The organism is Paraburkholderia nodosa (assembly GCF_001718195.1).
In the GTDB taxonomy this organism is placed as follows: domain Bacteria; phylum Pseudomonadota; class Gammaproteobacteria; order Burkholderiales; family Burkholderiaceae; genus Paraburkholderia; species Paraburkholderia nodosa_A.
The window spans coordinates 98,626-125,326 of sequence record NZ_MCNV01000013.1 but is presented as its reverse complement, the minus strand read 5'-3'; the positions used below and the strand labels follow the sequence as shown (position 1 = coordinate 125,326).

The following is a 26,701-nucleotide window of genomic DNA, read 5'->3' as shown; positions in this document are numbered from 1 at the left end:
CTTATGCGCCGCGGACGCTACGTCAACACCGCGCGCGAAGAGGCGAACACACAGGCAAACGGCCGCAGCGTCACCGCAACACCGGGCGACAGCGTCCATGGCCCGGGTGCGTCGGCCCCCCCGCCCAACGTGCATTCGTCGAGGCTCGTCGCCTGCAGCGATGTGGGTATCGCCTCGTCGAATTCGAGCTGAACCTCGCGTGGCTCGCTCGTCAGATTGGCCAGCACGAGTTCGATCGCGCCGTCGGCGTGGCGTCCTGCGAGGCACGCGATACGGGCGACATGGCCGCTTCGCGTGACGTGCAGGCGCGACGCTCCCGCCATACGAGCCAATGCCTTCGCGACATCGAGAACCGGATAGCGCGCGGGCGTGTGGCCTTCCACATCGGCAAGCCCGCGCGGCCCTGTCAAGGCACCGAGCGTGAGCGTTTCGATTCCCGCGCCTTCGAGCGCGGCCGCATATCCGGCGAGCCAGGCGGCACCGAATAACGCGCGCTGGCGCGGATCGTTGGCGGCCATGGCCACGCGTTCGCCTCCGGGATTCGGCATCACGCGCGAACCGTATGGGTTCTGTCGCATGCCGATCGAGACCGGCCCGATCGCGTAGGGCTGCCCACCGATCAGCGCGCGGCAAGAGCGTGTGATGTGGCGAATGGTCTCGAGCGTCTGCATCACGCTGCGGTCGTCGGCGGCGTGCACGATGGGACACGTCGCGTGGGTAACCCAGTCGACCAGGTCGAGCGGCGGCCGCTTGCGGTTCAGCTCCGTGAAGTAGCTCAGCATGCCGCCGCCAAGGCGTAGCCTGGGGAACGCACGGCGCGCCTCGCGATAGACTTCGTCGAGCGCGGGACACGGCAGGCTCACGCTGCCCGGCGGGTTCGACTGCCGATGCACGGCCGGGCTCACCACGATGCCCGTCAAGGCGAGGCCCGCCTGGTCGATCTGGGCGGCGAGGCACGAGAGTTCCACATGCGGCGCCTCGATACCGGGCAAGGCAAACTCCAGCACGGCTGCCACGCCGCTTTCGCGCTGCAACTGTGCAAAGCGTCCAAGCTCGGCCACGCCATCGCCCGCAAGCGGGTCGTAGCTCAGCGTCAATTGCTGCGGCCCGAGTTCTGCAAGCAACACGAGATTCGCGAGCGCCGCTGCGGCATCGTGTGTGGCAATGGCTACGCCGATCGCCGGCATGGTTTCGTGCTGCCCGAGATTGCCAGAAGCGATTTCGATCTTGTCGGCACGCGCCTCTCGTGTGGCTTCTGCTTTCCCCGTCGCCTGACGCGTACCGGCCACGCTTAGCGTCACCGTCTGCGCGAACGCTGCGCCCTTTTCCAGCGTATAGGGCCACGGCAGTTCAAGCGGGCGTGAATAGGTCTTGAACGAAGCATCGGACCAGTTGCGCTGGTCTTCCATCTCGAACACGTCGCCCGTGAAGGTGCAACGCACCGTCAATCCATTCGACAGATCATGTTCGATTGCCGCGATGTCCTTGAAGGGCTGCCACGGATCGATCAGTGCCGGGAAGGCCGCGCTTTCACGACTGCCGTCGCCGTGCTCCACGCGCGCGGGCGCACCGGCTACGCCGTCGATGGGATGGAGCACGCAAAATCCGCAGCGGGCCGCCAGAAAATCGGCATGCGCGGTGACGTCACAACGAAACGTGAGGGCGCCGTTGGCTGAACACGCCATGGCAAGCGCATAGCTGAGTGCGTGTCCTTCCGGATTCGCACAGCGCGCGTCGTACGCAACGTGAAAGCCGCCCGCCGTCTCTTCGACATCGATGCGTTCGATGTCGGGGCGGCACGTGCCCCAGTCCTTGTCCCGCACGAGAAATGACACGGCGCGTATGACTTCGGTGCCTTGATAGCGGATGTCATGCAATGCGCCGTCGATCAGCCACGCCGACCACGGTCCCGCTTCGAGGCGGCGCCCCGGGGTCACCGGCTGCTGCGTGCCGTAGTAGATCGCGTTGCTCATACCATTGCTCATGACGCCGCCTCTCCCGGCACGACGCTGCGCCGCTCGCGCGCCGAAAGATACGTGGCCTCCACAAGCTCCAGCGTGCGCAGATTATCGCTACCGCTCGTGGCCGGCTCGACGCCGCGCCGCAGGCAATCCACCCAGTGCGACTGGATGCTGAACACGCTGCCCTGGATCGCCACCCAGGGCTCGCTCGTCCACGAGAGCGCACGCGGTGCGACGTTGCGCAGCTCGGAACCTGCTCGCGTGTGGATCTGCAGCTGGTAGTCGGCAAAGAGCCGCAGAGAACCCTCGGCGCCGTCGACTTCGATGAGCGTCTGCGGAAAGAGCTCGCGCGGCAACCGCGTCGCGTAGCTGCAATCCACCACGCTGCTCATGCCGTTTTCATGCGCGAGCAGGATCGTCGCGACGTCCTCGCCGCGAATCGAGGGATTCACGCGCGCGGTCGTGGCGCTCACGCGCGCCACGTCGCCGAACAGGAAGCGCGCGACGTCGAGAATGTGGATGCCGAGATCTTCGACGATAAAGCGCTCGCCCTGCGCCAGATAGGGCTGGCCGCTAAACACATCGTATGCCGAACGAAACGACACGCGCCCCCAGAACGGCTGCCCGATCGCCCCCTCGCGCAGCACCCTTCCCACGGCCTGGATCGCGCTCTGCCAGCGAAAGTTTTCGTGAACCATCAGTGGCACGCCGGCCTCGTGGCACGTTTGAACCATAGCGCGCGCATCGGTGAGCGAGGAAGCGAACGGCTTCTGGCAAATCGTCGCCACGCCGGCCGCCGCCGCAAGCTCCACGAGCGCGCGGTGACTCGGCACGGTGGTCGCGATATCGACGAAATCGAGCCGCTCTTCACGCAGCATCGTGGCCGCGTCCGTGTAACGCCGTTCGATGCCAAACCTGTCGCCGACTTCGTCGAGGCGCGTACGGTTCGCGTCACACAGCGCGACGATCCGTGCGCCGTCGATGTCCTGCCACGCATGCAGATGATTGAGCGAGAAGAATCCGCAGCCGATCAACGCGCCCTTCAATTGCGCCGGTGCCGCACTCGTGATCACACTCATCGGTCACGCCCCCGTTGCGGCCTGCTTTTGCAGCGCAAAGCGCTGCTGCGCGCGCCGCTGGATCTGGTCGACGACCACCGCCGCCACGATGACGACGCCCTTGATCACCGTTTGCCAGAACGAACTGACACCCATCATCACGAGCCCGTCCGAAAGCATGCCGATCACGAACGCACCGACGATGGTGCCGCCGATCTTGCCGCGTCCGCCCGACATCGACGTGCCGCCCAGCACGGCCGCCGCGATCGCGTTGAGTTCGAATGTCTCGCCGCTCATGGGGTGCGAAGCGACGAGTTCGGAAGAAATGATCAACCCGACGATCGCCGCGCAGAAACCGGAAAACATATAGACGAACATCTTCACGCGATTCACGCGCACGCCCGAGAGCTGGGCGGCGCGCTCGTTGGCGCCAACCGCGTAGATCTGCCGGCCGAGCGGCGTGCGCGCGGCAATGTACGCGGCGACCACGCCCACCACGACCAGCAACCATACCGTGAGCGGAATGCCGAGTATCGTCGCGCTGCCGAGAACCGGAAAGCCGCTGGTACCGTAGGCGGGATTGCCCGTGAGGTTCGGGAAGGTCTCGCCGCCCGAGGACAGCAACGCTGCGCCTCGCGCGATATAGAGCGTGCCGAGCGTCGCGATGAACGGCGCGACGTTCAGCCGGGTGATGAGCAAGCCGTTGATCGCGCCTACCAGCACGCCCACGATCAGCGCCACGACGATCACGGCGGGCACGCTCAGAAAGAGCGTGTACTCGCTGCCGATGGGAATGCCCTTGAGGATGAGCCCGCCCGCCACCATGCCCGTGAGCCCCACGACCGAGCCCACCGAAAGGTCGATGCCGCCCGCCACGATCACGAACGTCATGCCGATCGCGAGAAAGGCGTTGAGCGCGACGTGCCGCGACATGATGAGCAGGTTCTCGATGCTCAGAAAGTTATGGGCGGCGAACGAAAAGAAAACCACGACCGCGAACAATGCGATGAACGTACGCAGCTTCAGCAGCAGGAGCAGCGGCGCCTCGCTGAAGCTCGCTCCGGGTGCCGTGCTCTTGATGGCCAGCGACATGAATGCTCTCCAGATGAATGCAGGCTAAACGTTGGAACCGTGACGACCGTTGAACGCGCTTGCTCAAGCCGCCTGTTCGTGCGCAGCATGGGTGGCATGCGCCGTCCTGTGCCCGACTGCGGAGGCGGCGACGAGCGCGTCCTGCGTAGCGTCGGCGGCATCGAATTCAGCAGTGACACGGCCGTTCGACATCACGAGAATGCGATCGGACAAGGCCATCACCTCTTCGAGATCGGACGTCACGAACAGCACGCCCAGTCCCCGGCCGGCCAGGTCGCGCATGACCTTGAAAATGTCCGCCTTCGCGCCGACGTCGATGCCGCGGCTGGGCTCGTCCATCAGCAGCACTTTTGGCGTGGTCATCAGCGCACGCGCGATGACCACCTTCTGCTGGTTGCCGCCGGAGAGCGAACTGACCGGCAGCCGCCAATCGGCGACCTTGATCGCGAGGTTGCGAATGTAATCGAGCACCGAGCGCTGCTCGCGCCGCGGATCGATGTGGAAACCTCGCGCATGTGCCGCGAGACTCGAGAGCGTCATGTTCTCGGCAATCGACATGATGGGCAGCAGCGCGTCGGCCTTGCGGTCCTCTGGAATGAGCGCAAGGCCCTGCACGACGCGTCCCGCGATCGGCTTGCCGTCGAGCGCCTTGCCGTCGAGCACCACGCTGCCGGTTGCGTGCGCATGCACGCCCAGAATGCATTCGAACAGTTCGGAGCGCCCCGCCCCCATCAGTCCGTAGATGCCGACGATCTCGCCCGCGTGAAGCGACAGCGAGACGTGATCCACGAGCAAGCCGCTGCCCTTGCGCGGCAGCGTGACGTCGCGCAGCGTCAGCACCTCGGCGCCGCGCGTGTGGCCGACGGGGCGCGAAAAGTCCTTCGTTTCGCGGCCCACCATTTGCCGCACGATCCACGGCACGTCGATCTGCGCCATCGGCTGATGGCCCGTGATGAGGCCGTCGCGCAGCACCGTGATGTAGTCGCCGATCCTGACCAGTTCTTCGAGCCGGTGCGAGATGTAGACGATCGACACGCCCTGCGCCTTCAGCTCCGCAATCACGCGAAACAGCACGGCCACTTCCGCCGCGCTGAGCGCCGAGGTGGGTTCGTCGAGGATCAGCACGCGCGCATCGTGGGCGAGCGCCTTCGCGATCTCCACGAGCTGCTGCTGCCCGATGCGCAGATCCTCGACCAGCGTGTCGGGGCTGAGGTCGAGTTCGAGCCGCGCGAGCAACTCGCGCACTTTCTCGCGCTGTGCGTCGGCGTCGATATCGATGCCGACACGCGTGATTTCGTGCGCGATGAAGATGTTCTCGGCGATCGTGAGGTTCGGAAACAGGTTGAGTTCCTGAAAGACGATGCCGATGCCGAGGCGCAGCGCCTCTGCGCTGCTAGCCGGTGCGACAGGCTTGCCGTCCAGCACGAGCTTCCCGCTGGTCGGCTGCTCCGCGCCCGCGATGATCTTCATGAGCGTGGATTTTCCCGCGCCGTTCTCGCCCACGAGCACATTGACTGCGCCCCGTCGCACCGAGAAGTTCACACCCTTCAGTGCAACCGTGCCGGGATAGACCTTGGTGACGTCCTCGACCTGGAGGATTACGTCGGCATTGCTGGCATCGGTCATGACTTGCCCCCGACCGTGACCGCGAGCGGTACGATCTCCGGCTGGTCGCTCGACGAGTCGTACGAGAACGCACCCGTCACCGTAATCGGCTTGCCTTTGAGATCGTTGCGCGGCAGCGGCTTCATGACGTGATTCGCCGCGTACGCATTGAGCGCCGTGCCAAACTGCGCATACTCGATCTGGTTGCGGAAATTGCTGAACGAAATGAAATCGAGCGAATCGCGCAGCGTGGTCCCGAGCACCGTCGGACCGATGTCGACAATCACGGTGGCCTGCCCGCTGCCATCAACGTCCACGCCCACGGTGCCCTGACTCGACTGTGTGTCCACGTCCACGATCGTGCCGTGCAGCGTGGTCGGAAAGTTCCACGGCGCGCCATCGTCCTTGCCGCGGTAGCCGTACTTGTGGCCGGCGGCGTCGGGGTCCGCCTTGATGGCATCGCGCAGCGTCCGATAGTCCACTGCGCGCTTTTCGATGTCGGGCACGATCTTCGCATTCCACATCGACGCCACCATGGCGTTCGGGTCGTAGCCCGCCGACGCATAGTTGTCGTGCGATCCACCCGAGCCCTGCAGGTCACTGTTCTTCACCAGCTTGCAGCCGTGCAGCGCACCGCTCGCCACCACGGCAATGACCGCGTACCGAAGCACTCCCATGCATAACCCCATCTGGTTACGGATGTCGTTGCGGAGCGCGCCGCGCCCCGCTCGTGCAATGCTTGTGCTACCGATGCGCGCCTTAACGCAAGGCGAACATGTCGAGCTTGCTAGCGTTCGTCTTCGTGATGAGCGAGCAGTTGATGAGCTGCTTTTCGGGCTTGCCCGTCGCGCCGGTCTTCAGATACTTGTCGGCCTGATCGACCGCGTCGTTGGCCGCTTCGGCCGCTGGCTGCAACACCGTCGCGCGGATCTCGCCACGCTTGATCGCGTCACGCACATCATTGCTGCCGTCGAAGCCCACCACGATGATGTCGTTGCGCTTCGCAGCTTTCAACGCGGCTGTTGCGCCCATCGCCATGGTGTCATTGCCGGCTATCACGCCCTTGATGTCGGGGTGACTCTGCAGGATCGATTCCATTACCGAATAGGCTTCAGTCTGACTCCAGTTCGCCGATTGACGCTCGACCATCTTCATGTTCGAAAACTGGTCGATCACATCGTGATAGCCCTTCGAGCGGATGCCGGCATTAATATCCGCCTCGCGGCCGACGAGCTCCACATAGTTGCCTTTCTCGCCCATCGCCTTGACGAAGGCGCGCGCGCCGAGCTGCGCACCCTGGTAGTTATTCGAAACAATCTGTGAGATCGCGATGCCAGTCGCGTTGATTTCACGATCGATCAGGAACGCGGGAATTTTTGCGTCCTTCGCCTTCTTGACTGCGGCGATGGACGCCTCCGAGCCGGCGTTGTCGAGAATGATCGCCTTCGCCCCGCGGGCGATGGCGGTGTCGATGAGTTGTGATTGCTTATTGGCGTCGTCGTCGTGGACCAGCACGATGGTGTCGTAGCCGAGCGCCTTGGCGCGCGCGTTCGCCGTGTCGGCTTCCGCCTTGAAGAAGGGATTGTCGTGAGAGGGGGTGATGATGGCGATGAGATTGGCCGCTTGCGCGACGCCCGCCGTGCCGAGAACCGCAAATGACATCAACGTCGACGCAAGCCAACGCCTGGGTGCCTTCATGATGCTGTCTCCTGTCTGGTTAAACGCCTTTGTCTGACTACAACCAGCTGACGGTCGTGATTGCCTTTCAACACTCATCACTTATGCCATCATGATGTCATCATACCAGTAGGCAGGAACTCCGCTATGTTTTTAGATCCAGGGTTTTCTCTCATCTCGCACAAGTGGCAGAATCGGCACTTATCTCCTGCCCAGGTTAAAGATTGATGGGTCCAGGGCCCGCTCGGCGCGCGGCCCGCTTGCGCGCCCATCGCGCGCCTTCTACGCTTTTTATTCCACTTCCCGCTTCCGGCCTGCAATGAAGTCCCATCGGCATACCATCTTCACGGCGCTCCTCGCGGCCGCCCTGTTCGGCATCACCACCCCGCTCGCCAAGGCGCTGCTCGGCAGCGTGTCGCCGTTCATGCTCGCGGGACTCTTCTATCTCGGCAGCGGCTCGGGGCTCGCAGCCGTCCTGGTGTTACGCCGCTTGTCGGCGCGCCGCAGCCACTCAGCCGCCACGCAGGAGCCCGCACAGAACCCGCTGCGCCTGGCCGAATTGCCATGGCTTGCCGGTGCGATTGCCGCGGGCGGCGTGGCGGCGCCCGCCCTGCTCATGCTCGGCCTGAACACCACGCCCGCCGCCACGAGCGCGCTGCTGCTGAACCTCGAAGGCGTGCTGACGGCGCTCATCGCCTGGGTCTGTTTTCGCGAAAACTTCGACGCGCAGATCGCGCTAGGCATGCTGGCGATCGTGGCGGGCGGCGTGCTGCTCTCGTGGCCCGGCGCGCATGCCGGCGCCGTGTCCGGCATCGCGCCCGGCGCGCTGCTCGTCGCGCTCGCGTGCCTGTGCTGGGCCATCGACAACAACCTCACCCGCAAGGTCTCCACCAACGACGCGATGGTCGTGGCCTGCACCAAGGGGCTCGTGGCCGGGCCGGTGAATATCGGCATTGCGCTCGCCGCGGGCGCGCACTGGCCCGCCTGGCCGGCGGTCAGCGGCGCCATGGCTGTGGGTTTCGCGGGCTATGGCGTGAGCCTCGTGCTCTTCGTCGTCTCGCTGCGCCATCTCGGCACGGCGCGCACCGGCGCCTATTTCTCCGTGGCGCCGCTCTTCGGCGTGGCGCTGTCACTGCTGCTGTGGCCGGAGCGCCCGGCGCTCGCCTTCTGGCTCGCGCTCGCGTTGATGGCGTTCGGCGTATGGCTGCACGTGCGCGAACGTCACGACCACCCGCATACGCACGAACCCCTCGAGCACACCCACGCGCACCGGCATGACGAACACCATCAGCACGAGCACGATTTCGCGTGGGACGGCTCGGAGCCGCACACGCATGCGCACCGTCACGCGCCGATCACGCATAGTCACGCGCACTATCCCGACGTGCACCATCGGCACGCGCATTGAGGGCGGCACGCGTCGCGGTGCTTCCCTCGCAAACGACGTCAAGATTTCCCAGGACCGCCGCGCGTGGCACGCGCACGATGCACTCGTCACACAAAACGAAGGAGACAAGTGCGATGGCTACTGTCTACCGGGACGTTCCCGTTGAAGCCTCGGCGCAAGATGTCTGGGCCGCGCTGCGCGATCCCGCCACCGTCGACCGCGTGTTCGCCGGCGTGCTGACCAATGCGCGCATGGAAAACGACGTGCGATGGGTGACGTTCGTCGACGGCACCGTGATCGAGGAACGCGTGATCGGCGTCGACGATGCCCGCATGCGCCTCGCCTACACCGTGTGCGGCGGACGCTTCGAGCATCATCACGCGACGCTTCAGGTGATGCCGGACTCATCCGATTCGCCCCAACGTTGCCGCGTGGTCTGGATCAGCGACTTCAAGCCCGACGAGCGGATCCAGATGGTCGAGCCGCTCACGGATGCGGGCTGCGCGGCGCTCCAGCGCAATCTGGCCCGGAGTTGAGGGTGGCGGCCGGGCGGAAGTCGTCTACTGTCTGAAAAGACGCAGCACGCCCGCCCGCGCTTCTGCGCCGCGCGTCCTGGAGGCCGGTATCGGTCATGGCAATGGTCGGATTCTTTTGCGGGCGCGCGGGCCAAATTCGATTGCGGTTGCCGGGCTCGACAGTTAGTTGCGCAAATGAGGCGCAGCCGGACTGACAAAAGGCAACCCAGGCGCCGAGTTGCCGCGAAACACACTGTGCGACGGCGCCCATACCGGCACGCCAATTGCGGTCGGAATAGTGCCAGATGAGTCGACACCGGGAGCCGCAATGCGGGTAGGTAAATTAACGTTGGCCGTGCGCTGCATCGCCGTCTGCGCGGGCCTTGCTGGAACGCCCGCGGCACACGCCGCCGGCACCTTCGACGGCGACTGGAACGTGACGCTCACGTGCCCCAAGGGCGCCGGCGACACACCGGCTTACCGATATCAATTCCCCGTCGAAATCCAGCAAAACGTCCTCCACGGAGAACACGGCGAACGGGACGCGAGTGGCTGGCTCACGCTGGACGGCAAGCTCGAACCGGACGGTTCTGCCACACTCGTCGCCCAGGGCCTGACTGCCACATCGCCGCACGCCAACAATCGAGCGCCCTATTCGTATGAGGTCAGCGCGCAGTTCGACGCGACTTCAGGCAGCGGCTCGCGCACGACCGCACGCAAATGCGAATTTGTGTTCGTAAAGGAATGACTGGCGAGGATGGCTGGCGGCCTGAGCGAATTGGCGCCAGAAAAGAAAAAGCCCGCTGAGAGAGCGGGCTGAATCCATATCAGGAGGAGACATGGAGGAGACGGGTTAAGTATAGGGTTTTCCCCTAATCTGCGCAACTGCTTTTTTCACGATCTTGCCGCGGCCTGTTTCGACCTCAATCGGCGCGCTTCTCCCGATGAACCGCGCCGAAATGGAACGCAAGAAAAAGCCCGATGACGAGCGCGCCCGCGAGCAGCGCCGCGACGTCCTCGCGCGTTGCAGGTTGCTCGAGACGTCCAGCGCCCAGCGCGATTGCGATCGCGATATTCACGAAGCCCCAAACCACGTTCACGATGGGCGACGAGTCGCCCCGCCCTCGGGGACGGGCGAAGGGCGTGGGAAAAGGCAGCCCCTGCAGGCCGGAAGCCAGATGTGGAATCGCGTTGCAAAAGAACGCGCCAGCGAAAAAGAGCCACACGTACGGCATGTCATAACCTCGAACGTTCAAACGGGAAGGGGCAGCGTGATGGCGGCAACGGCGGGCGGCAACGGCGGCGATCGCCGCCGCGCCGAAATGCGAGGACAGCCTCGCAAATCATGGTAGTGGGTAGCCTCTCATAAGTCAATTGACCGGCGAGCAGTCGAGACACACCCTCATTTACGCGTGTTCTTGCGTCCGGCCGACAAAGGCATCCCTGCGTGCTAATATGCGAGGAATTCCTCTCATATCCTCGCATTTGAAGATAACGCCATGACGTCATCCACACCCGTTGCGCAAGCCGCTCGCGGCATCGAGCCCAAACGCGAAAGGGGCCGCCAGCGCGTGGCCGCGATCCAGGACGCCGCTGTCGCCGTTTTCACGGAGAAGGGTTACGACGCCGCCACCATGACCGAAATTGCGGCGCGCGCGTCGACGGCGATCGGTTCGCTGTACCGCTTCTTCCCGACCAAGGAGGCGCTGGCCGAAGCACTGTTGCTGCGTTACGCCCAACAGGCGAAGAACGGACTCGCCGAACTGGAGCAACAGGTTCCGGAGATGACGCTCGCGGCCGTCGCCGATGCGCTCGTCGATTTCATGCTGCTGTTGCAATCGCAACGCAGCTTTGCCGTTGCACTCGTCGACGCCCGCAGCGGCAGCGACGACCATCGCAGGCGCTTTCGCGAAGCGATGCGCGGCGGCGTTGCCGACATCCTGAGCCGCGCGATCGCGCATCTGAAGCCGGCCAAGGCAAAAGTCATGGCGATCGTGCTGATTCACATGCTCAAGGGCGTCGCCAGCATCGCCAACGAAGAGCCATCGGCGCGCGCCGTGCTGATGGCCGAACTGCGCGATCTCGTGCGCCTGTATCTCGTTGCGGCTGCGCAGCGCGCCGACGGCAAATAGCCGCCACCGGGAAAAGCGGCTTCAGGCGCGCATGATCTTTGTGCGCTACCATCGCTGCATGTCCGAACCACCGCTACCCGCACGCGCGGCTGCCGTGCCGCTTGCCGACACGGCGCAGCCCCCAGGCCCCTATGCCACCGCATTGGCGGCTGTGATCGCGCTGCTCGCGTGGGGGGCGCTCGCCGCACAAACCGACATTACGATCCAGCGCATGGTGCTGCGCGGTTTCGACACGTTCGAGGCCATCGGCAGGCTTTCGGCCTACCTCACCAATCTCACGGTGCTGCTCGTTGCGCTCACCTTCACCTGCATCGCACTGCGCGTGCGCACGTGGCCGGCACGCTTGCTCCGCGCTCCGGGCAGCGTGAGCGCGGTTACGGTGTATATCGTCTTCGTTGGCATTGCTTATAATCTGCTGCTGCGGCATCTCTGGACGCCACACGGTTATCGCGCGCTGCTCAACGAGAGCCTGCATAGCCTGATCCCGCTGCTATGCGCCGCGTATTGGCTCCTGTTCGTGCCGCGCTTCACCCTGACTGCTCGCGACCGCCTCGCCTGGCTCGTCTATCCGCTGGGCTACCTTGCCGTCACCTTCTGGCGCGGCAGCGAGACTGACTTCTACCCCTATCCATTCATCGACGTCGCTCAGCTCGGCTATGCACATGTGCTCGTCAACAGCGCCTTGCTGCTTGCCGCCTTCATGGTGCTGATGACGGTCTTCGTGACGATCAACGCACGCAGGCGCCCTGCCGTCGTCGCAAACGAGGCCCTCGCCGTCACCGACTTGCAGCGCCCTGACTAACTCCTGGCTTCCCGATCGAACCCATGCCCGTCTATATCGCCCTGCTACGCGCCGTGAATGTCGGCGGAACCGGCAAGCTTCCCATGCCCGAACTTCGCGGCATGTGCGAAGCGCTCGGGTTCGCGCAAGTGCGTACCTATATCGCGAGCGGCAACGTGGTGTTCGAGAGCCGGCTGGCCGAAGCATCGGTGAAAAAGAAGCTCGAGCAGAGCCTCGAGGCTTATGCAGGCAAACCCGTCGGCGTGGTGGTGCGTACGGCTGCCGAATTGGCCGCCGTATTGCATGACAACCCCTTTCCCGCTGGCGCGCCTGATCGCACTGTCGCGATCTTTCTCGACACGCCGCCGCCCTCGGACGCGTTCGACAACGTAAGCGGTCAGCAGGCGGAAGAATTCCAGCTGGGCGAGCGCGAGATCTACGTGTTTTACAAGGACGGTATCGGGCGCTCGAAGCTCAGGATCGCTGCGGCGAAGGCCGGAACCGCGCGCAACATGAATACCGTGGCGAAGCTTCTGGAGATGGCGCAAGCGTAGGCTGCCCTTTTAAGCACGGCCCAAGCCCCTACTTCAACGACCAAAAGAGCGTTGTATCGTGAGTTACGAGCGGAGTTTTTTCAGGCCCGTGTTAGCGTAGCGTAAATGCAGCGACGCATCGCAGTCGATACAATGTGTGTCCCACTACGCGTCACCCTTTTCCAGTCGCCGGCGTCAACGTCCCCTGCCGAGCCTCCCCACTCGCCTGCGCCGGATCGCCTTCGCTCGTATCGTGCAGGCGGTCCGGAATGAACAGCGCCATCACGCCGCTCAGGAAAAACACCGCGCCGACCACAAGAAAACCCATGCCGATCGAAAACTGCGTAGCGATATAGCCGATCACAATAGGCGCCGCGCCCGAACAGAAGCGTCCCACGTTATACGAACCGCCCACCGCCGTGCCCCGAATGCGCGTTTCGAAGCTCTCCGACATGAACGTCCCGATCGTGCCCAGCGGCACGCCGTAGAGAAAACCGAATACGAGCATCAGCCACGCAATGTTCTCGCGGGTATGGAACAGCACGATCACGGGAAGAAAGACGGCAGCACCGATACAGCCCAGCACATACACGCCGCGCCGGCTCCAGATGTCACCTAGCCAGCCCGCCACGATCTTGCCGATGAACGCCACGACCCACGTCGCGGTCATGTACCCCGTCATCGAGCTGAATTTGATGTGCAATTCGCTTTCCAGATACGTGGGCAACCAGTTGTTCAAGCCATAGAACCCTGAAAGCGCAAACACGGAAGCGAGCGACCAGAAAATGAACATCCTGCGTGCCTCGCGGTCCGCGAAAATCAACGCGTAGCGGTTGTCGTGCCAGCGGCGGCCGCTCGGGCGAGCCGCGGCCTCGCTCATGCGCCAGCTCGGCGGCTCGGGCACGAAGAAGTGAATCGCCAACGCGAGCAGCACGGGCGCCGCCGCCACATAAAACAACGTGCGCCAGCCGTAATGCGGCAGGATCCACGTGCTGAGCGCGATCACTGTGATATAGCCTGCGGAAATCGCCGTTTGGAGCACGCCGAGTATCAGCGAGCGTCGCGCCATGGGTACGTATTCGGCCACGAGCGTACTCACCAGCACCATGCAGCCAATGCCCATCGAGCTGAAGAAGCGTACGACCGCGAATTCCAGGAAGCTGTGCGTGAAACCGAGCAGCCCCGCGCCCACCGAGAACAGCACCATCGCCCAGACCACCACGCGCACGCGCCCGAGCGAGTCGCTCGCCCAGCCGCCAAGAATGCCGCCAATCGCCATGCCGAGCAGCGTCAGGCTGCCGAGCGCACCCGCCTCGACATTGGTCAAGCCGAATTCACTCTTGATACGCGAGAGCGTGAGGCCGTACATCATGACGTCGGCACCGTCGACCAGCAGCGCGAGATAGCCGAGCGCGAAGACGAGTAGCCAGCGATTGGCGGTTCCGGTGGATGTCGTTGTGTTCATCGACAAGGGTCCTGCGTTCAGAGACTTGCATGGGCCGCAAAAGACATGCCATGTGCGACGAGCGCAGGCGCGAGAAACGCGCCGAGCAGCAGGCCCGTTTCTTCGTGTTGCGCGGTGTACCAGCCCTCCACGTGCGTGAGGTTCATCGTCCCGACGCAGCGGCCGTCATAGGCAACCGGTATGTTCAGTATCGAGCCTAGCCCCATCGCCGTCATTACCGCGTGATCGTCGAAGGCTTCGCGCAGGCCCTCTGGCGTCGTGGCGCGAAACGGTTCGAGATCCGAAAGAATGCGCCGCGCCCAGGGCGTGCCGCTTTTCCGCTTGCGTCCGCCCGGCGGGTAGACGTCGGGCATGTTCGTGAACATGCGCTCCACCTCCTGGTTCCTGGCGTCGTAGGCCATGATCGTGAAGAGGCGAAAGCCGATGGCTTCGGCGGCGACGGCGCACACTTCGCGGAAAATCGCGTCCGGTTGCCCGGGCTGGCGAATGACGTGCGAAAGGCGCGCGAGCGCGGCAAGTTCGCGTTGGAGCGCGTAGGGTTCGTTCGCGAGGGAAAGGGGCGTTTGCATGGGGCGTACGAGAGTGAGAGTGGCGCGCGCTCAGCCTCGCAGCCCGTCGCGGGCAAGCGGCTTGTGCGCATGGAACTCCGCCTGCGCGCCGCTCGCCTCGATGTCTTCGAGCGAGCGATTGCGGGTTTCGATGCCGAGGAAAAACACGACGCAAGCGCCCGCCAGCAGCACGGCGGTCGTCATGGCGAACACGCCGAAGAAGCCGAACGCCGGATACACGAGACCCACCAGAATGGGCGCGCTTACCGAGCCGATGCGACCGAACGAAGACGAAGATCCCGTGCCGGTCGTGCGTACGGCCGTCGGGAATACCTCCGGCGTATAGGCATAGACGCCCGCAAATGCGCCATTCATGAAGAACGAGAGGCACACGCCCGCCACCGTGATCTGCACGCCCGTATGCGAGAAAGCCAGCGCAATCGCGGCGAGCCCGCCAAGCGTCATGTAGGAGGCCACGACGCCCTTGCGCCCGATCCGCTCATTGAGCCACGCCGCCGAGAAATAGCCGGGAATCTGCGCACCGTAGATGGCAATCGAATAGCCGAAGCTCCTGGTGAGCGTTAGGCCTTCTTTGACGAGCAGGCTAGGAATCCACGAGAAGAACGAGTAATACGCGAAGGCCACGGAGAACCACATCAGCCAGCTCACCGCCGTCGTGCCCACGAGCCGGCGCGAAAACAGTGTCAACACGTTTTGCAGCGCACTGCCGCTGCCCTGCGCGGCGGCGGGAATCGCGCCCACCGAGCCGAGCGGCGCCAGCGCAATGCCCTCCTGCTCGTAGCGCGACTCGATCGCCCGCACGATGCTGTCGGCTTCGGCGGAGCGTCCGCGGCTTTCGAGCCAGCGCGGCGACTCTGGCAACGTCCTGCGCCACCAGAGCAGCATCACGACCGGCAGCGAGGTCAGCACGGCGAGATAGCGCCAGCCGTCCGCGAAATTGCGCACGACGGTATAGCCAAGAATCGACGAGCTTAGATATCCGAACGACATGAATCCGACGAGCGCGCCGCAGAACATGCCGCGATAGCGTCGCGGCACGAATTCCGCGAGGAACGGTGCGATGACGACCGTTTCTGCGCCCGAACCAAACCCCGCGAGCATGCGCAGGGCGAAAAACGTATGCCAGTCGTGCGCCGTCGCGCTCGCCATGGATGCGGCGCAGTAGATGGCTAGCGCGCTCATCATGATGCGGCGGCGGCCAATTACGTCGGCCAGCACGCCCGAGAGAAACGCGCCGAAAAAATAGCCGATATACGTGCTGCTGGCGACGAGTCCCGTTTCGGCGCTCGTCAAATGCCATAGCTTGCTCACGACCGGCAGCAAAAAGGCGAGCGACGAAGAGTCCAGCCCGTCGAACATATAGCCGAGCCCGCCGATCAACAGCAGTTTGCGATGGAAGCCAGCGAGCGGCAGTCGTTCGAGTCGGGCGGCGACGGTGGACATGGTGAGTCGGTTCCGGTTGAGCGTGGCGCGTGTTCAGCGGCCGATCGCATAGGCCTGCATCTGGCGCGGCGTGGCCGCGCCGCGCATGAGTCCGTTGCGCACGCCCACCGCGCACACGCGCCCGAGCCCCCATGGCTCGGCCACCGTGAGATCGTGGCCGCGCGCGCGCAATTCGGCGAGCGTGGCTTCGGGAAAGCGCGACTCGGCCGACATCTTGCCGAGCTGCATCGAGCGCGGATAAAACGAGCCGGGGAAATGCGCGGTCTGGAACGAGGGGGCATCCACGGCGGCCTGCAGGTTCATCCCCGCATGCACGTGCCTCAAGAACAACTGCATCGACCATTGATCCTGCTGATCGCCGCCCGGCGTGCCGAACGCCGCATAGGGCTCGCCTTCGCGCGTGACGAGCGTGGGCGAGAGTGTCGTGCGTGGACGCCGGCCCGGCCCGAGCGACGAAGGCAAGCCCTCTTCCATCCAGAACATCTGCGCGCGCGTGGTGATGTTGAAACCGAGGCCGGGGACCGCGGGCGACGCCTGCAGCCAGCCGCCCGACGGCGTGGCCGAGACCATGTTGCCCCAGCGATCGACCACGTCGAGATGAACGGTATCGCCGCGCAATTCGGGCAGCGGTGCGAACGTCGGCTCGCCCTGCCCGAAGCCGCCCGGCTGCTGGCGCCCTGCGTTGGCGAGGATGCGCGCCGCGCGCGCTTCGCTGTCGAGAAGCGGCCCGGGGCGGAATTCGAACGAGGCCTTGTGCGGATCGACGAGACGGCGGCGCGCGTCGTTGTACGCGTCGCTCAGCAGCGTTTGCATCGGCACGTCGGCAAAGTGCGGGTCGCCATAGAACACGTCGCGGTCGGCAAACGCGAGCTTCGACGTTTCGATGACCGTGTGCACGAAATCCGCACCGAACGGATCCATCGCGTCCAGATCGAAGCCCTTGAGCAGCGCGAGTTGTTGCAGGAACATCGGCCCCTGGCCCCACGGTCCTGTCTTGTGCACGCGCAGGCCCGCGTAGTCGTACGAGAGCGCTTCCTCGTAGGTGGGCTCCCAGCGTGCGAGATCGTCCGCATCGAGCAGGCCGCGATTGCGAAGACCGGAGGTGTCGAGCACGTCGGTCGAGCGGAAATACTGGTCGATCGCGTCGGCCACGAAGCCGCGGTAGAACGCCGAGCGCGCGAGTTCGCACTGCTCCGCGCGGTCGCTTTTCGCGCTCGCCTCCCGCAGGATGCGGCGGTACGTGGCGGCAATGGCGGGATTGGCGAACAACGCGTTTGGAGCGGGGGCGTCGCCGTCGCGCAGCCATTGCTCGGCGGAGGTCGTCCATTCGCTGAGGAAAAAGTCCTTGATCGCGAGAATCGACGCGCACATGCGCGGCAGCACCGGATAGCCGTTCTCCGCGTAGCCGATCGCGTAGCTCAGCACGTCTTCGAGCGGCAGTTGCCCGTAGTCGCGCAGCATCATCATCCATGCGCCGAACGCGCCGGGCACCACGGCGGGCAGCAGGCCGGTGCCCGGCACGACTTCGAGCCCGAGCGCGCGCATGCGTTCGATCGTCATGGTCGCCGGCGTCACTCCCTGGCCGCACAGCACGCGCACACGGTCTTGCCTTGCGCTGTAGAACACGACGGGCAACTCGCCGCCGGGGCCGTTGAGATGCGGCTCGACGATCTGCAGCACGAAGCCGGCAGCAGCAGCCGCATCGAACGCGTTACCGCCCTTCTCGAGCACCGCCATCGCCGACGCGCTGGCGAGCCAATGCGTGGACGCCACCATCCCGAAGGTCCCGATCAGCTCCGGACGCGTTGTAAACGACATCTTCCACTCCCTGTGTGAAAGGTTCGGCCCGTAGTCGAACCTTTCCAGATTGGTTCCAAAACCTTTCACGATCAGCATACGAAGGAAGATTTTTGGCTGCACCCCGTGTTAACCCTGTAAATCTACGGAGTACCGTGGATTACGTCGATTTGACGAGCGCACGGTTGCGCGGCGCAGCACAACTGATAGAATCAAACCAATTCATATTGGTTCACGCTACATCATGGAAAGGTCCGTGCTCGACAGTCTGCTTGCCTACATCGCACAGCACCGCTTGAAAGACGGCGACGCGTTGCCTCCCGAACGCAAGCTCGCCGAGGACCTCGGCGTGAGCCGCCGCGAACTGCGCACGGCGCTCGCCTCGCTGGAGGCATCGGGCCGGATCTGGCGCGGCGTGGGCCGCGGCACGTATCTGGGCGCGCGGCCGCTGAAGTTCGCGCCCACGCTGCGCGGCCTGCGCTCGCGTACGAGCCCGGTCGACATCGCGGAGATGCGCCTCATGTTCGAGCCGGCGTTAGCTGGGCTTGCCGCCGCCAAGGCCACGCCCGAGGATCTGGCTGAACTGGAGAAGTGCGCGAAACGGAACGCGACGGCAAAAAACGATGAGGAGTGGCAACTATGGGACCAGCGCTTTCATCTGCTGATCGCACAGGCCTCGCGCAATCCCGCGATCATTGCCCTGATGGAAGTGATCAACGGCATGCGGGTCAAGCCGACCCAACGTGAAAAGACCACGGATCAGGCCACGCGCCATCATTTCGCACAGCAGCACCAGGCCATCGTCGAGGCAATTCTCGCGCGCGACGGCGAAACCGCCGCGCGTTGCATGCGCGAGCATCTGCTGAAGGTCCAGGGGTACGGCTCGCCGCATTGACGGAAGAAGCTACGGCGTTCCGCGCGCTTACTTCACGGTGGAAGCCGCCGCCTTGCACGTGACGGCATCCTGTTCGCCCGTGCCGCCGCTGCAGCCGATCGCGCCGATCACCTTGCCGTCCTCGACGAGCGGAAAGCCGCCGGGCGAAGCCACGAGGTCCGGCACGAGCGTGGCAACGTAGGCATGACCGCTCTCGAACTGGTTATAGAAAACGCGGGTCTCGCGGCGAAAGCGTGCGGACGTGCGCGCCTTGTTCTGCGAAACCTCGACAGAGGCGTATTGCGCGCCATCCATACGCTCGAAGGCAACGAGATCGCCATGCGGATCGACCACGGCGATGTTCATTTTCCAGTCGTGCCTGCGCGCCTCGGCTTCAGCAAGCGCAAGCAGATGCTTCGCCGCATCAAGCCCGATAGGCGAACCGTAAGGAATGTCGTAAGGCATGCGCTCGGGCACGGCAGCCGCTGGCGGTGCGGAAGCTGACGTTTGAGCCTGCACAGAGGTTACAAAGACGAGACAGGCCGCGCCTGCGATCTGAACAGAGTGATGCATTGCACACCCTCCTTCATCGGCGGGCCAAGGCGTTACGCGCGTGCAGCCCTTGCCAGTCAACATACTCGCGCGATACGCCTTGTGCAAGGCCGATGAATCAGCCCTCCTTACCATCGACACGCGGCGCCACCAGCCAGCCTGCGTAGCGATAACAATAGGCTGCGAACGCAACGACCCAGCACGCACCCGACGCTTCGATCCAGAACGCGAGCCACTGCGGCGCGAGCGAGGGTCCCGCCACGCGAATCAGCGCGGCAAGCACGAGCAACACATAACAGGCGATATCGAAGCCGCCCGCCATCAGTTTGCGACCCGTGTGTCCGCGCGCCGTGCGTGTGATCATCGCCATGATCGCGCAGCCGATAGCGCCCACCGTGAACGCGTGAATGGCGAGCGTATGCGCGACCGAACCCATTGCTGCGAGCGCGAGCAGCACAAAGCCGACGGGGATCCATGCATAGGCGATGTGCAGGATAGTCAGGATCGGCCGGTTGCCGACGCGCCACGAACGCCAACCCCAGATTCGCGTACCTTGTGCGCACGCCGCCGCGAGCGCGGCGATCGCAACGAGCACGCCGGAGCCGAGCGCGGCGTCGAGCACGAACGCCAGCGCGCTGAGCGGCATCACCGCGCGCTCGACCGCGTTCCAGCGCTGTGCCGCGTAGCCGGGCACGGCGTTGGCCGTGAACGACGGGATGATGCGCCCGCCGATGATCGTGATGAACAGCACCAGCATGCCCACGGCGAGATACGCGCTGTGCAGCGCCCAGTCCGCGCGGCCCGCCAGCATCGAAAGATGGAACGCCACATTCAGCGCGGCGAGCATGCCGAGCGCGACCGGCAAGAAGATGTTGTGGCTGTTCCTGGCGCCGATGAGCACGCGCAGCAGCACGAGCGCGCATGCGGGGAGAAAGAGGCTGTCGACCACGGCGGCGACGCCTGACGGTGCGTAAGCAACCGTGATGCGCCCCGCGAGCCACAACAGCCACAGCGCCGCCAGCGACTTGCCCTGCGCCGGCGTGATCGACGTCCACGCGCGCACCGCGGTCAGCAGAAAACCCGCCACGATCGCCGCGCCGAAGCCGAAAATCATCTCGTGCGCGTGCCAGAACATGCCCGGCAGGTAGGAACTGAGACCCGGCAACGGATGGCCGGCATACGCGGCCATCCAGGCCAGCAGCGCCGCGCCGCCAAAGAGCGCGCCGCCAAGGTAGAACGGCCGGAAGCCGAGCGCCCACAGCGCGAAACCGCCGCGGGCCGCGGGGGTGGGTTCTTCGATTCGAAAAACGGTCATGATCGCTCTCGCCAATACATTCATTTTCAATGCATCTTATATGGACTGGCTGAGAATTGCCGCTGGGAAATTGAATGGTGCGGCACAAAAGCAATTGAAAAGTCTGCGAAAAAACCCGAAAACCGGCGTCGGGCGTGGACAATCGACATGAAAAACTGAAAGAGCGGTGTAATGTCGCGCCCCATTCCCTCCTCAAAGACAGCCTGGATGGTCGTCTCCCATTTTTGTTACTCGCTGAACGCCTTCGCCCTAAAACGTCGACCGGGATCAGGTCATCCCACCCGATTCGGCGATTGCGCATCCCGGTTACAAGCTGAAGTGCTTTTTTTTGCGCGATAAAGCTTGGCAGAGCTTGAAAGGGTTTTGCTCTCCCCCTCCTTCGAAGCTTCGCGCAAAAATAAATCGATCGCTGTAACCGGCCCACTGCATCGCGCGAATTAGCTGGTGTATCCGCGACGGATACCTCAAATCTCAATCACTGGAGAACGTCAATGTCCGCAAAGACCACTGTTAGTTCCGCCCTGCTTGCAGGCGCCGTTGCCAGCCTGCTGGCTTCAGTCGCACATGCCGCACCGCTCACGAAGGAAGAGATGAACGCCGCCGTCGCCGCGCACAAGGAGAAGTGCTTCGGCGTCGCGCTGAAGGGGCAAAACGACTGCGCCGCCGGTCCCGGCACGACCTGTCAGGGAACCTCGACGGTCGACTTCCAGGGCAACTCGTGGAAGTTCGTTCAGGGTGGCACCTGCGCGAGCATCGTCGTGCCAGGCGGTGGCCACGGCTCGCTCACGCCGATCAAGTCCTGATCGCTACGACCACGAAAGAGAGGGGACGGTCATGAGCACTCCCATGCAATCAGCGGCGCGGTCCGGCCGTCCCCTTCGCATGGCGCCCGGCGCGGCTGCGCTAGCAGGCACGAGCTACAAGCATGAGCATCTCGCGGCGATTCTCGAAGACGGTCTGCAGGACGGCTTCTTCGAGGTGCACGCCGAGAACTATATGGGCGCAGGCGGTCCGCCGCACCGCGCATTGAGCGCGATCCGCGAGCGCTATCCAGTCTCGCTGCATGGCGTGTGCATGTCGATCGGCGGACCGGACCGGCTCGACGCCGGCCATCTCGCGCGCTTTGGCGAGTTGGTCGCGCGCTACGAACCCGCACTCGTTTCCGAACACCTCGCGTGGTCTTCGCACGGCGGCACGTTCTTCAACGATCTGCTGCCACTGCCTTACACGAAGGCGACACTCGATAAGGTCTGCGATCACATCGATCAGATGCAGGCAGCCATTGGACGTCCGATGCTGCTCGAGAATCCGTCGACTTACGTGGCATTCGCCTCGTCGACGATGAGCGAAACGGAATTCATCCGTGCGGTCGCGCAGCGCACGGGCTGCGGGCTGCTGCTCGACGTCAACAACGTTTTCGTTTCAGCGACCAATCACGGTTTTCCGGCACACGCGTACCTCGCGGACTTTCCTCTCGAATACGTCGGCGAGATTCACCTGGCCGGCTACAGCGAGCAGCACGACGACGAGCATGCGCCACTGCTCATCGACAGCCACGACCGCGCCGTCGCCGATCCGGTCTGGGCGCTCTACCGCGACGTGATCGCACGCACCGGGCCCATACCGACACTGGTGGAATGGGACAGCCAGTTGCCTGCGTGGCCCGAACTGCGCGCACAAGCATTGGCGGCCCGGCGCATCGCTTCCGAATTTTTTCTCAACAATACATCGGAGTCCGACACATACCTCAAGGAGCGTGCCCGCCATGAAGCCTGAGCCATCCGCGAGCGACTACGCGACGGCCTTCGCGCCGGGACTGACGAACCCCGACCTCGCCGCACCGAATGGTGTCGTGGCGGCGCACGGCAAGGGCGTCGTGAAGCGCTACAACGTCTATCGCAACAACGTCACGGTCAGCCTCATCGATGCGCTGGCCGCGATCTATCCCGCCGTGCAGCGCATCACGGGCGTCGAGTTCTTCCGCGCGATGGCGCGCTGTCACGTGCGCGCTACACCACCGGCTTCGCCGCTCCTGTTCGAGTACGGACGCGATTTTCCGTCGTTCATCGAAACCTGGGAGTACGCGCGTGACATGCCGTGGCTTGCGGATACGGCACGCATCGAGCGCGCGTGGCTCGACGCCTACCACGCCGGGGACGCCACACCGCTTGCGGCCGACGCATTCGCGGGCGTCGATGCGGATTCGCTAGCGCAACTTCGCTTTGTCCCGCATCCGGCTACTCGCATCGTGCGCTCGCGCTACCCGGCCGCCGCGATCTTCGCGATGAACCGGACGCCCGGCCCCGTCACCCCGCTGCATTCGAGCGATGCGGAAGACGCGCTCGTCACGCGGCCCGATTACGACGTGATTGTCTCGCGCCTGCCCGCGGGCGGCGCTGCGTTTCTGCTCGCACTCATCGAGGGCATGCCGCTCGGCGCCGCCGCGCAGGCAGCCTTCGAGGAGAGCGCCGCCTTTGACCTGCCGGCCAGCCTGGCCGCAATGATTTCGGCGGGCGTGTTCGCCGCCGTTCAACCAGGAGCGTAACCATCATGCAAACTCGACAGGACTCCAGACCGTCTTTCGCGGGCAACGTCGCGCACGCGATCGGGTGCGCCCGGCGCTTCATCGAACGGCTCGCACAACCGTCGTTCGTGCAACTCGTGCTGCGCATTGCGCTTGCCGTGCCTTTCTGGAAATCGGGCATCCTCAAGTGGCACGGGTTCCTGCAGCTCAACGACACGGCCATCGATCTCTTCACCGACGAATTCAAGCTCCATCTGCCCGGCGGTCCGTATCCGTTTCCCGCGCCGGCCCTCTTCGCGTTCCTCTCCGCGTGCGGCGAGGTCGGTTTCCCGGTGCTGCTCGTGCTCGGGTTCGGCACGCGCTTCGCGGCCGCAGGATTGCTGCTGATGACCTGCATCATCGAGTTGACGGTGCCGGACGGCTGGCCGATCCACATCACGTGGGCCGCCATGGCGCTCGGCATCGCCGCCTGGGGCCCCGGCGTGATATCGATCGACTACCTGCTCGGAGATCGCGCGTACCGGTCATGAAAACGCGAGAGCTGGTCACCCGGCTCGCGAGCGACGTGTCGCCCATCGAGCGCAACGCCGGCCCAAGGCGGCTCACGCGCGCACTGCTGCACGGCCTCGCCGGTAGCGCGGCCCTGCTGGTTGCGCTGTACGGCGTGCGCAGCGACATGCCCGAGCTGATCCTCACGACGATGTTCTGGGTGCGCCTCGCGTTCCCGCTCGCGATCATCGCCGCGGCCGTGGCGCTCGCCGAGCGGCTGGGCCGCCCCGGCGCGCACCTCAGGCTCGCGGGGCTCGCGGCGGCGCTGCCGGTGGCCTCCATGCTGCTCGCCGCCGGCAGCGTTCTGCTGGCGACGCCGCCGGGCTACCGGCTCGAGTTGATGCTCGGCACGACATGGCGCACGGCGACGGCGAACGTCGTGCTGCTCTCGCTGCCCTCGCTCGCTGCGATATTGCGCGCGATGAAGCAGCTCGCGCCGACGCGCCTCGCCCTGGCCGGCGCAGGCGCGGGTCTGCTGGCAGGCGCGCAGGGCTTGCTCGTCTACTCGCTCTATTGCTCGGAGATGGCGGTCCCGTTCTGGGGAGTCTGGTACGTGCTCGCCATCGTCATCACGACTGCAGTCGGCGCGGCCGTCGCGCCGCATTGTCTGCGCTGGTGAGATTCGCGTCGACGCCGCATGCGCCGTGATGGTTCGTTCGAAAGGGTGCCGTATGTTCTGGAACGCCTTCAAACCGCTGGTCCGCTTCGCGCCCAAACTACGTGCGCTTTGCATGCCTTGGCTGCTTCTTGCCACTCGCGTCTGGTTTGGGCAGGTCGTGCTCGTGCATCAGATCATGACCATGGCGCAAGGCAATCACAGCGGCTCAACCGCCGCCGGATTGCATGCGCCGTCCAGCGTGGAGGCAGCGCTGCACGGTATCGTGCCGCTCCTGCTCACTGCTGGCCTGCTGACCCGGCCCATCGCGCTTGCGTTGCTCGTTGGCGGCTACGGATCGATCGCCCTCGGCCCGGACGGCACAACGCTTGTTTTGCTCGCCTGGCTGGTCGTGCTGGGTCCGGGAACATTCTCCCTCGACGAGATGTTGGCGCGAGGCCTGGCGTGGGCGCCACTTGGGCCGGCCCGACAGGTCAGCAAATGCTATGGGCTGATCGAGCGGTATGTGTCACCTGTGCTCCTGCTCGTCTCGCGCGCAGGCATAGCGGCGTCGCTCAGTCTCGCCTCCGCATTGACGCCTACCCTTTTCGGGCACGCTGCCCATCAAGGTCTGGCGGCACTGTTCGCCTACCCCTCATGGGTCGCTGCGCTGCTCGCATTCTGCATCGCCTTCGGCTGCTTGACGCGGCCGGCGATGTTCATCTATGCCGCCATGGTTCCACTCGCTGGCATCGCCATGTCCATGGACGACCGGCTGGCCATGCTTCTCCTGCTGCTTATGTTTGTCGCCACGGGGCCCGGCGCCATCTCGGTGGATCATTGGCTCGCCCGCTGGGTGCTCGACCGCCCGGACAAAGAAGAAGGCACGCTGGACGAGTGTCCGCATGTCGTGGTGGTCGGCGGCGGCTTTGGCGGGATCGAGACCGTTCGCGGCCTGCGCAATTCGCGCTGCCGGATCACCCTCATCGACCAGCGGAATCATCATCTGTTTCAACCGCTGCTCTATCAGATCGCGACAGCAGCGTTGTCGCCCGGCGAAATCGCGACGCCGATCCGGAGCCTCTTTCGTGGCCAGCGAAATGTCCAGGTCCGTCTGGGAAGCGTCACAGGCATCGACACCGCCGCCCGCGAAGTGCTGATCGGCGCAGCCAGCCTCAAATTCGACTATCTCGTACTCGCGACCGGCGCGCGTCACAGTTACTTCGGCAACGATCACTGGGCGCCTTACGCGCCCGGGCTCAAGAGCATCGAGGACGCGACCTCGATCAGGAGCCGTCTGCTGCGGGCATTTGAAGAAGCGGAAACGGCCGCCGACGAAGCAGCCCGTGCCGCGTGGCTGACGTTCATCATCGTCGGCGGAGGACCGACGGGCATCGAGCTGGCCGGCGCCATCGCGGAACTGGCGCACCACGGGATGGATCAGGAATATCGCACGATCGATCCGTCGACCTCGCGCGTCATTCTGGTCCATGCCGGCCCTCGCGTTCTGCCGACGTTCCCGCCTTCCCTGTCTGCCGCCGCGGAACGTTCCCTTCGCAAGCTGGGGGTCACGATCTACCTCGATACCAGGGTGCTGGGCGTCGATCAGGAGGGCGCCGACCTCGGCAAGGATCGCATTGCATCCCGAACCATCTTGTGGGCTGCCGGAGTGGCAGCGTCTCCGGTCGCCAGATGGCTAAACCAGCCAGAGGACGCGTCCGGACGAATCAAGGTGAACGACGATCTCTCCGTTCCGGCCGCAGAAGGCATCTATGCGATTGGCGACGCCGCTGCGAGTCTGGGCTGGAACGGAGCAGCGGTGCCGGGGTTGGCGCCTGCCGCCAAACAGCAGGGAAGATATGCAGCGCGCGTGATCGACGCACAGCTTGCGGGTCGCCGTCCGCCTCCGCCGTTTCGATACAAGCATTTCGGCAGCCTGGCAACGATCGGGCGTCAGGCTGCGGTGGCAGAAATCGGCCCCATCCGCATTTGGGGTGCGCCAGCGTGGTGGTTCTGGGGCGCCGCACATATCGCGTTTCTCACCGGAGGGCCGAACAGGGTGAAGGTCATGCTGGATTGGCTCTGGGCCTATGTCACCTACCGACGCAGCACGCGACTCATTACCGAACCGGCTTCCGACAGACCGTCGAGTTGATATCCGCTGTGCGCCCACCTCGGGCAACTGGCAATCAAAGCGTCACTGGGTCGAGTGACGGTTGAGGGTGGCTTGCGGGCAGCATATGGGTTAGGCCGTAGGCGGCCATCAAGAGACACCCA

General features: G+C 64.5%; 27 protein-coding genes. 14 read left to right on the top strand and 13 right to left on the bottom strand.

The features are described from left to right. Nucleotides 1-17 precede the first annotated feature (17 nt). The 6 genes from apnL to BFD71_RS22195 form a co-directional block, all read right to left on the bottom strand. A complete protein-coding gene (gene apnL, locus BFD71_RS22220) occupies nt 18-1,985 on the bottom strand; it encodes a D-apionate lactonase (protein ID WP_069266469.1) in 1,968 nt (655 codons plus the stop codon). After that, on the bottom strand, nt 1,982-3,040 hold the full coding sequence (locus BFD71_RS22215) for a Gfo/Idh/MocA family protein (RefSeq protein WP_069266468.1): 1,059 nt from the start codon (nt 3,038-3,040) through the stop codon (nt 1,982-1,984). The genes apnL and BFD71_RS22215 overlap by 4 nt, the downstream gene beginning before the upstream one ends. Before the next feature lie 3 nt (nt 3,041-3,043). Continuing rightward, complete coding sequence (locus BFD71_RS22210; protein WP_069266467.1) at nt 3,044-4,111, bottom strand: ABC transporter permease; 1,068 nt, start codon at nt 4,109-4,111, stop codon at nt 3,044-3,046. A gap of 63 nt (nt 4,112-4,174) precedes the next feature. Beyond that, complete coding sequence (locus BFD71_RS22205; RefSeq protein ID WP_069266466.1) at nt 4,175-5,737, bottom strand: sugar ABC transporter ATP-binding protein; 1,563 nt, start codon at nt 5,735-5,737, stop codon at nt 4,175-4,177. Next, nucleotides 5,734-6,393 (bottom strand): DUF2291 family protein, encoded by a 660-nt coding sequence (locus tag BFD71_RS22200; RefSeq protein ID WP_069266465.1) that lies wholly within the window; start codon nt 6,391-6,393, stop codon nt 5,734-5,736. Before BFD71_RS22200 ends, BFD71_RS22205 begins: the two co-directional genes overlap by 4 nt. 82 nt (nt 6,394-6,475) lie before the next feature. Next, nucleotides 6,476-7,414 carry a D-ribose ABC transporter substrate-binding protein gene (locus BFD71_RS22195; RefSeq protein WP_069266464.1) on the bottom strand — a complete coding sequence of 313 codons (939 nt, stop codon included), beginning with the start codon at nt 7,412-7,414 and terminating at the stop codon, nt 6,476-6,478. A 298-nt stretch (nt 7,415-7,712) separates the two neighbouring features. Between BFD71_RS22195 and BFD71_RS22190 the strand changes: the two genes are divergently transcribed. The 3 genes from BFD71_RS22190 to BFD71_RS22180 all read left to right on the top strand — a co-directional run bounded on the left by BFD71_RS22190 (nt 7,713) and on the right by BFD71_RS22180 (nt 10,043). Next, on the top strand, nt 7,713-8,801 hold the full coding sequence (locus BFD71_RS22190; protein WP_069266463.1) for a DMT family transporter: 1,089 nt from the start codon (nt 7,713-7,715) through the stop codon (nt 8,799-8,801). Nucleotides 8,802-8,914: 113 nt separating this feature from the next. Continuing rightward, the gene (locus BFD71_RS22185; RefSeq protein WP_069266462.1) at nt 8,915-9,316 is read left to right on the top strand and encodes an SRPBCC family protein; all 402 of its coding nucleotides are present in this window, start codon (nt 8,915-8,917) and stop codon (nt 9,314-9,316) included. A gap of 217 nt (nt 9,317-9,533) precedes the next feature. Continuing rightward, nucleotides 9,534-10,043, top strand: a complete 510-nt coding sequence (locus BFD71_RS22180; RefSeq protein ID WP_176732936.1) for a hypothetical protein — start codon at nt 9,534-9,536, stop codon at nt 10,041-10,043. A 175-nt stretch (nt 10,044-10,218) separates the two neighbouring features. Here the strand turns inward: BFD71_RS22180 and BFD71_RS22175 are convergent, their stop codons facing one another. After that, nucleotides 10,219-10,530 (bottom strand): hypothetical protein, encoded by a 312-nt coding sequence (locus BFD71_RS22175; protein WP_069266460.1) that lies wholly within the window; start codon nt 10,528-10,530, stop codon nt 10,219-10,221. A gap of 264 nt (nt 10,531-10,794) precedes the next feature. On the opposite strand from BFD71_RS22175, the gene BFD71_RS22170 reads away from it, so the two are divergent. Genes BFD71_RS22170 through BFD71_RS22160 form a run of 3 tightly spaced genes read left to right on the top strand, consistent with a single transcriptional unit; the run spans nt 10,795 to nt 12,762 of the window. Continuing rightward, nucleotides 10,795-11,427: a TetR/AcrR family transcriptional regulator gene (locus BFD71_RS22170; protein ID WP_069266459.1), complete on the top strand. Its 633-nt coding sequence runs from the start codon at nt 10,795-10,797 to the stop codon at nt 11,425-11,427. Nucleotides 11,428-11,485: 58 nt separating this feature from the next. Then, a complete protein-coding gene (locus BFD71_RS22165; RefSeq protein ID WP_083245406.1) occupies nt 11,486-12,229 on the top strand; it encodes a Pr6Pr family membrane protein in 744 nt (247 codons plus the stop codon). Nucleotides 12,230-12,252: 23 nt separating this feature from the next. Next, nucleotides 12,253-12,762, top strand: coding sequence for a DUF1697 domain-containing protein (locus BFD71_RS22160; RefSeq protein WP_069266458.1), 510 nt, complete (start codon nt 12,253-12,255; stop codon nt 12,760-12,762). Between the two features lie 151 nt (nt 12,763-12,913). On the opposite strand, the gene BFD71_RS22155 is transcribed toward BFD71_RS22160, so the two are convergent. From BFD71_RS22155 to BFD71_RS22140, 4 genes are read right to left on the bottom strand one after another with little or no spacing between them, the layout of a single operon-like run. After that, nucleotides 12,914-14,206: an MFS transporter gene (locus BFD71_RS22155; protein ID WP_069266543.1), complete on the bottom strand. Its 1,293-nt coding sequence runs from the start codon at nt 14,204-14,206 to the stop codon at nt 12,914-12,916. A 17-nt stretch (nt 14,207-14,223) separates the two neighbouring features. Then, nucleotides 14,224-14,775, bottom strand: a complete 552-nt coding sequence (locus BFD71_RS22150; RefSeq protein ID WP_069266457.1) for a GAF domain-containing protein — start codon at nt 14,773-14,775, stop codon at nt 14,224-14,226. A 30-nt stretch (nt 14,776-14,805) separates the two neighbouring features. Beyond that, entirely contained in the window at nt 14,806-16,218 is a 1,413-nt protein-coding gene (locus BFD71_RS22145; RefSeq protein WP_069266456.1) for an MFS transporter, read from the bottom strand. Nucleotides 16,219-16,251: 33 nt separating this feature from the next. Continuing rightward, nucleotides 16,252-18,036 (bottom strand): gamma-glutamyltransferase family protein, encoded by a 1,785-nt coding sequence (locus tag BFD71_RS22140; RefSeq protein WP_069266455.1) that lies wholly within the window; start codon nt 18,034-18,036, stop codon nt 16,252-16,254. Nucleotides 18,037-18,271: 235 nt separating this feature from the next. Between BFD71_RS22140 and BFD71_RS22135 the strand changes: the two genes are divergently transcribed. Then, a complete protein-coding gene (locus tag BFD71_RS22135) occupies nt 18,272-18,910 on the top strand; it encodes a FadR/GntR family transcriptional regulator (protein ID WP_370684302.1) in 639 nt (212 codons plus the stop codon). Nucleotides 18,911-18,937: 27 nt separating this feature from the next. Here BFD71_RS22135 and BFD71_RS22130 read toward each other — a convergent pair whose 3' ends face one another. After that, nucleotides 18,938-19,462 carry a GlcG/HbpS family heme-binding protein gene (locus BFD71_RS22130; protein WP_069266453.1) on the bottom strand — a complete coding sequence of 175 codons (525 nt, stop codon included), beginning with the start codon at nt 19,460-19,462 and terminating at the stop codon, nt 18,938-18,940. Between the two features lie 97 nt (nt 19,463-19,559). Continuing rightward, entirely contained in the window at nt 19,560-20,756 is a 1,197-nt protein-coding gene (locus BFD71_RS22125; RefSeq protein ID WP_069266452.1) for an NnrS family protein, read from the bottom strand. Between BFD71_RS22125 and BFD71_RS41530 the strand changes: the two genes are divergently transcribed. The 7 genes from BFD71_RS41530 (at nt 20,755) to BFD71_RS22095 (ending at nt 26,579) form a co-directional block, all read left to right on the top strand. After that, a complete protein-coding gene (locus BFD71_RS41530) occupies nt 20,755-20,907 on the top strand; it encodes a hypothetical protein (protein ID WP_176732932.1) in 153 nt (50 codons plus the stop codon). The two genes, BFD71_RS22125 and BFD71_RS41530, sit on opposite strands and share 2 nt — an antisense overlap. A gap of 340 nt (nt 20,908-21,247) precedes the next feature. Beyond that, nucleotides 21,248-21,559: a BufA1 family periplasmic bufferin-type metallophore gene (locus BFD71_RS22120; protein WP_069266451.1), complete on the top strand. Its 312-nt coding sequence runs from the start codon at nt 21,248-21,250 to the stop codon at nt 21,557-21,559. Between the two features lie 43 nt (nt 21,560-21,602). Continuing rightward, nucleotides 21,603-22,532: an MNIO family bufferin maturase gene (gene bufB / locus BFD71_RS22115; protein WP_141710771.1), complete on the top strand. Its 930-nt coding sequence runs from the start codon at nt 21,603-21,605 to the stop codon at nt 22,530-22,532. Beyond that, a complete protein-coding gene (locus BFD71_RS22110) occupies nt 22,522-23,301 on the top strand; it encodes an HvfC/BufC N-terminal domain-containing protein (RefSeq protein WP_069266449.1) in 780 nt (259 codons plus the stop codon). Before bufB ends, BFD71_RS22110 begins: the two co-directional genes overlap by 11 nt. 5 nt (nt 23,302-23,306) lie before the next feature. Next, nucleotides 23,307-23,810 carry a DoxX family protein gene (locus tag BFD71_RS22105; protein ID WP_083245397.1) on the top strand — a complete coding sequence of 168 codons (504 nt, stop codon included), beginning with the start codon at nt 23,307-23,309 and terminating at the stop codon, nt 23,808-23,810. Then, a complete protein-coding gene (locus tag BFD71_RS22100) occupies nt 23,807-24,448 on the top strand; it encodes a DUF1109 domain-containing protein (protein WP_069266448.1) in 642 nt (213 codons plus the stop codon). Before BFD71_RS22105 ends, BFD71_RS22100 begins: the two co-directional genes overlap by 4 nt. Before the next feature lie 52 nt (nt 24,449-24,500). Next, on the top strand, nt 24,501-26,579 hold the full coding sequence (locus BFD71_RS22095) for an NAD(P)/FAD-dependent oxidoreductase (RefSeq protein WP_069266447.1): 2,079 nt from the start codon (nt 24,501-24,503) through the stop codon (nt 26,577-26,579). Nucleotides 26,580-26,701 lie beyond the last annotated feature (122 nt).

Coding starts and splice junctions, on each gene's coding strand:
- BFD71_RS22205 (WP_069266466.1), bottom strand. CDS start 5,737: ATGACCGATGCCAGCAATGCCGACGTAATCCTCCAGGTCGAGGACGTC.
- BFD71_RS22170 (WP_069266459.1), top strand. CDS start 10,795: ATGACGTCATCCACACCCGTTGCGCAAGCCGCTCGCGGCATCGAGCCC.
- BFD71_RS22215 (WP_069266468.1), bottom strand. CDS start 3,040: ATGAGTGTGATCACGAGTGCGGCACCGGCGCAATTGAAGGGCGCGTTG.
- BFD71_RS22130 (WP_069266453.1), bottom strand. CDS start 19,462: ATGCATCACTCTGTTCAGATCGCAGGCGCGGCCTGTCTCGTCTTTGTA.
- BFD71_RS22155 (WP_069266543.1), bottom strand. CDS start 14,206: ATGAACACAACGACATCCACCGGAACCGCCAATCGCTGGCTACTCGTC.
- bufB (WP_141710771.1), top strand. CDS start 21,603: ATGCAATCAGCGGCGCGGTCCGGCCGTCCCCTTCGCATGGCGCCCGGC.
- apnL (WP_069266469.1), bottom strand. CDS start 1,985: ATGAGCAATGGTATGAGCAACGCGATCTACTACGGCACGCAGCAGCCG.
- BFD71_RS22110 (WP_069266449.1), top strand. CDS start 22,522: ATGAAGCCTGAGCCATCCGCGAGCGACTACGCGACGGCCTTCGCGCCG.
- BFD71_RS22150 (WP_069266457.1), bottom strand. CDS start 14,775: ATGCAAACGCCCCTTTCCCTCGCGAACGAACCCTACGCGCTCCAACGC.
- BFD71_RS22160 (WP_069266458.1), top strand. CDS start 12,253: ATGCCCGTCTATATCGCCCTGCTACGCGCCGTGAATGTCGGCGGAACC.
- BFD71_RS22120 (WP_069266451.1), top strand. CDS start 21,248: ATGTCCGCAAAGACCACTGTTAGTTCCGCCCTGCTTGCAGGCGCCGTT.
- BFD71_RS22125 (WP_069266452.1), bottom strand. CDS start 20,756: ATGACCGTTTTTCGAATCGAAGAACCCACCCCCGCGGCCCGCGGCGGT.
- BFD71_RS22105 (WP_083245397.1), top strand. CDS start 23,307: ATGCAAACTCGACAGGACTCCAGACCGTCTTTCGCGGGCAACGTCGCG.
- BFD71_RS22190 (WP_069266463.1), top strand. CDS start 7,713: ATGAAGTCCCATCGGCATACCATCTTCACGGCGCTCCTCGCGGCCGCC.
- BFD71_RS22095 (WP_069266447.1), top strand. CDS start 24,501: ATGTTCTGGAACGCCTTCAAACCGCTGGTCCGCTTCGCGCCCAAACTA.
- BFD71_RS22195 (WP_069266464.1), bottom strand. CDS start 7,414: ATGAAGGCACCCAGGCGTTGGCTTGCGTCGACGTTGATGTCATTTGCG.
- BFD71_RS22145 (WP_069266456.1), bottom strand. CDS start 16,218: ATGTCCACCGTCGCCGCCCGACTCGAACGACTGCCGCTCGCTGGCTTC.
- BFD71_RS22200 (WP_069266465.1), bottom strand. CDS start 6,393: ATGGGAGTGCTTCGGTACGCGGTCATTGCCGTGGTGGCGAGCGGTGCG.
- BFD71_RS22210 (WP_069266467.1), bottom strand. CDS start 4,111: ATGTCGCTGGCCATCAAGAGCACGGCACCCGGAGCGAGCTTCAGCGAG.
- BFD71_RS22140 (WP_069266455.1), bottom strand. CDS start 18,036: ATGTCGTTTACAACGCGTCCGGAGCTGATCGGGACCTTCGGGATGGTG.
- BFD71_RS22175 (WP_069266460.1), bottom strand. CDS start 10,530: ATGCCGTACGTGTGGCTCTTTTTCGCTGGCGCGTTCTTTTGCAACGCG.
- BFD71_RS22185 (WP_069266462.1), top strand. CDS start 8,915: ATGGCTACTGTCTACCGGGACGTTCCCGTTGAAGCCTCGGCGCAAGAT.
- BFD71_RS22165 (WP_083245406.1), top strand. CDS start 11,486: ATGTCCGAACCACCGCTACCCGCACGCGCGGCTGCCGTGCCGCTTGCC.
- BFD71_RS41530 (WP_176732932.1), top strand. CDS start 20,755: ATGATCGCTCTCGCCAATACATTCATTTTCAATGCATCTTATATGGAC.
- BFD71_RS22100 (WP_069266448.1), top strand. CDS start 23,807: ATGAAAACGCGAGAGCTGGTCACCCGGCTCGCGAGCGACGTGTCGCCC.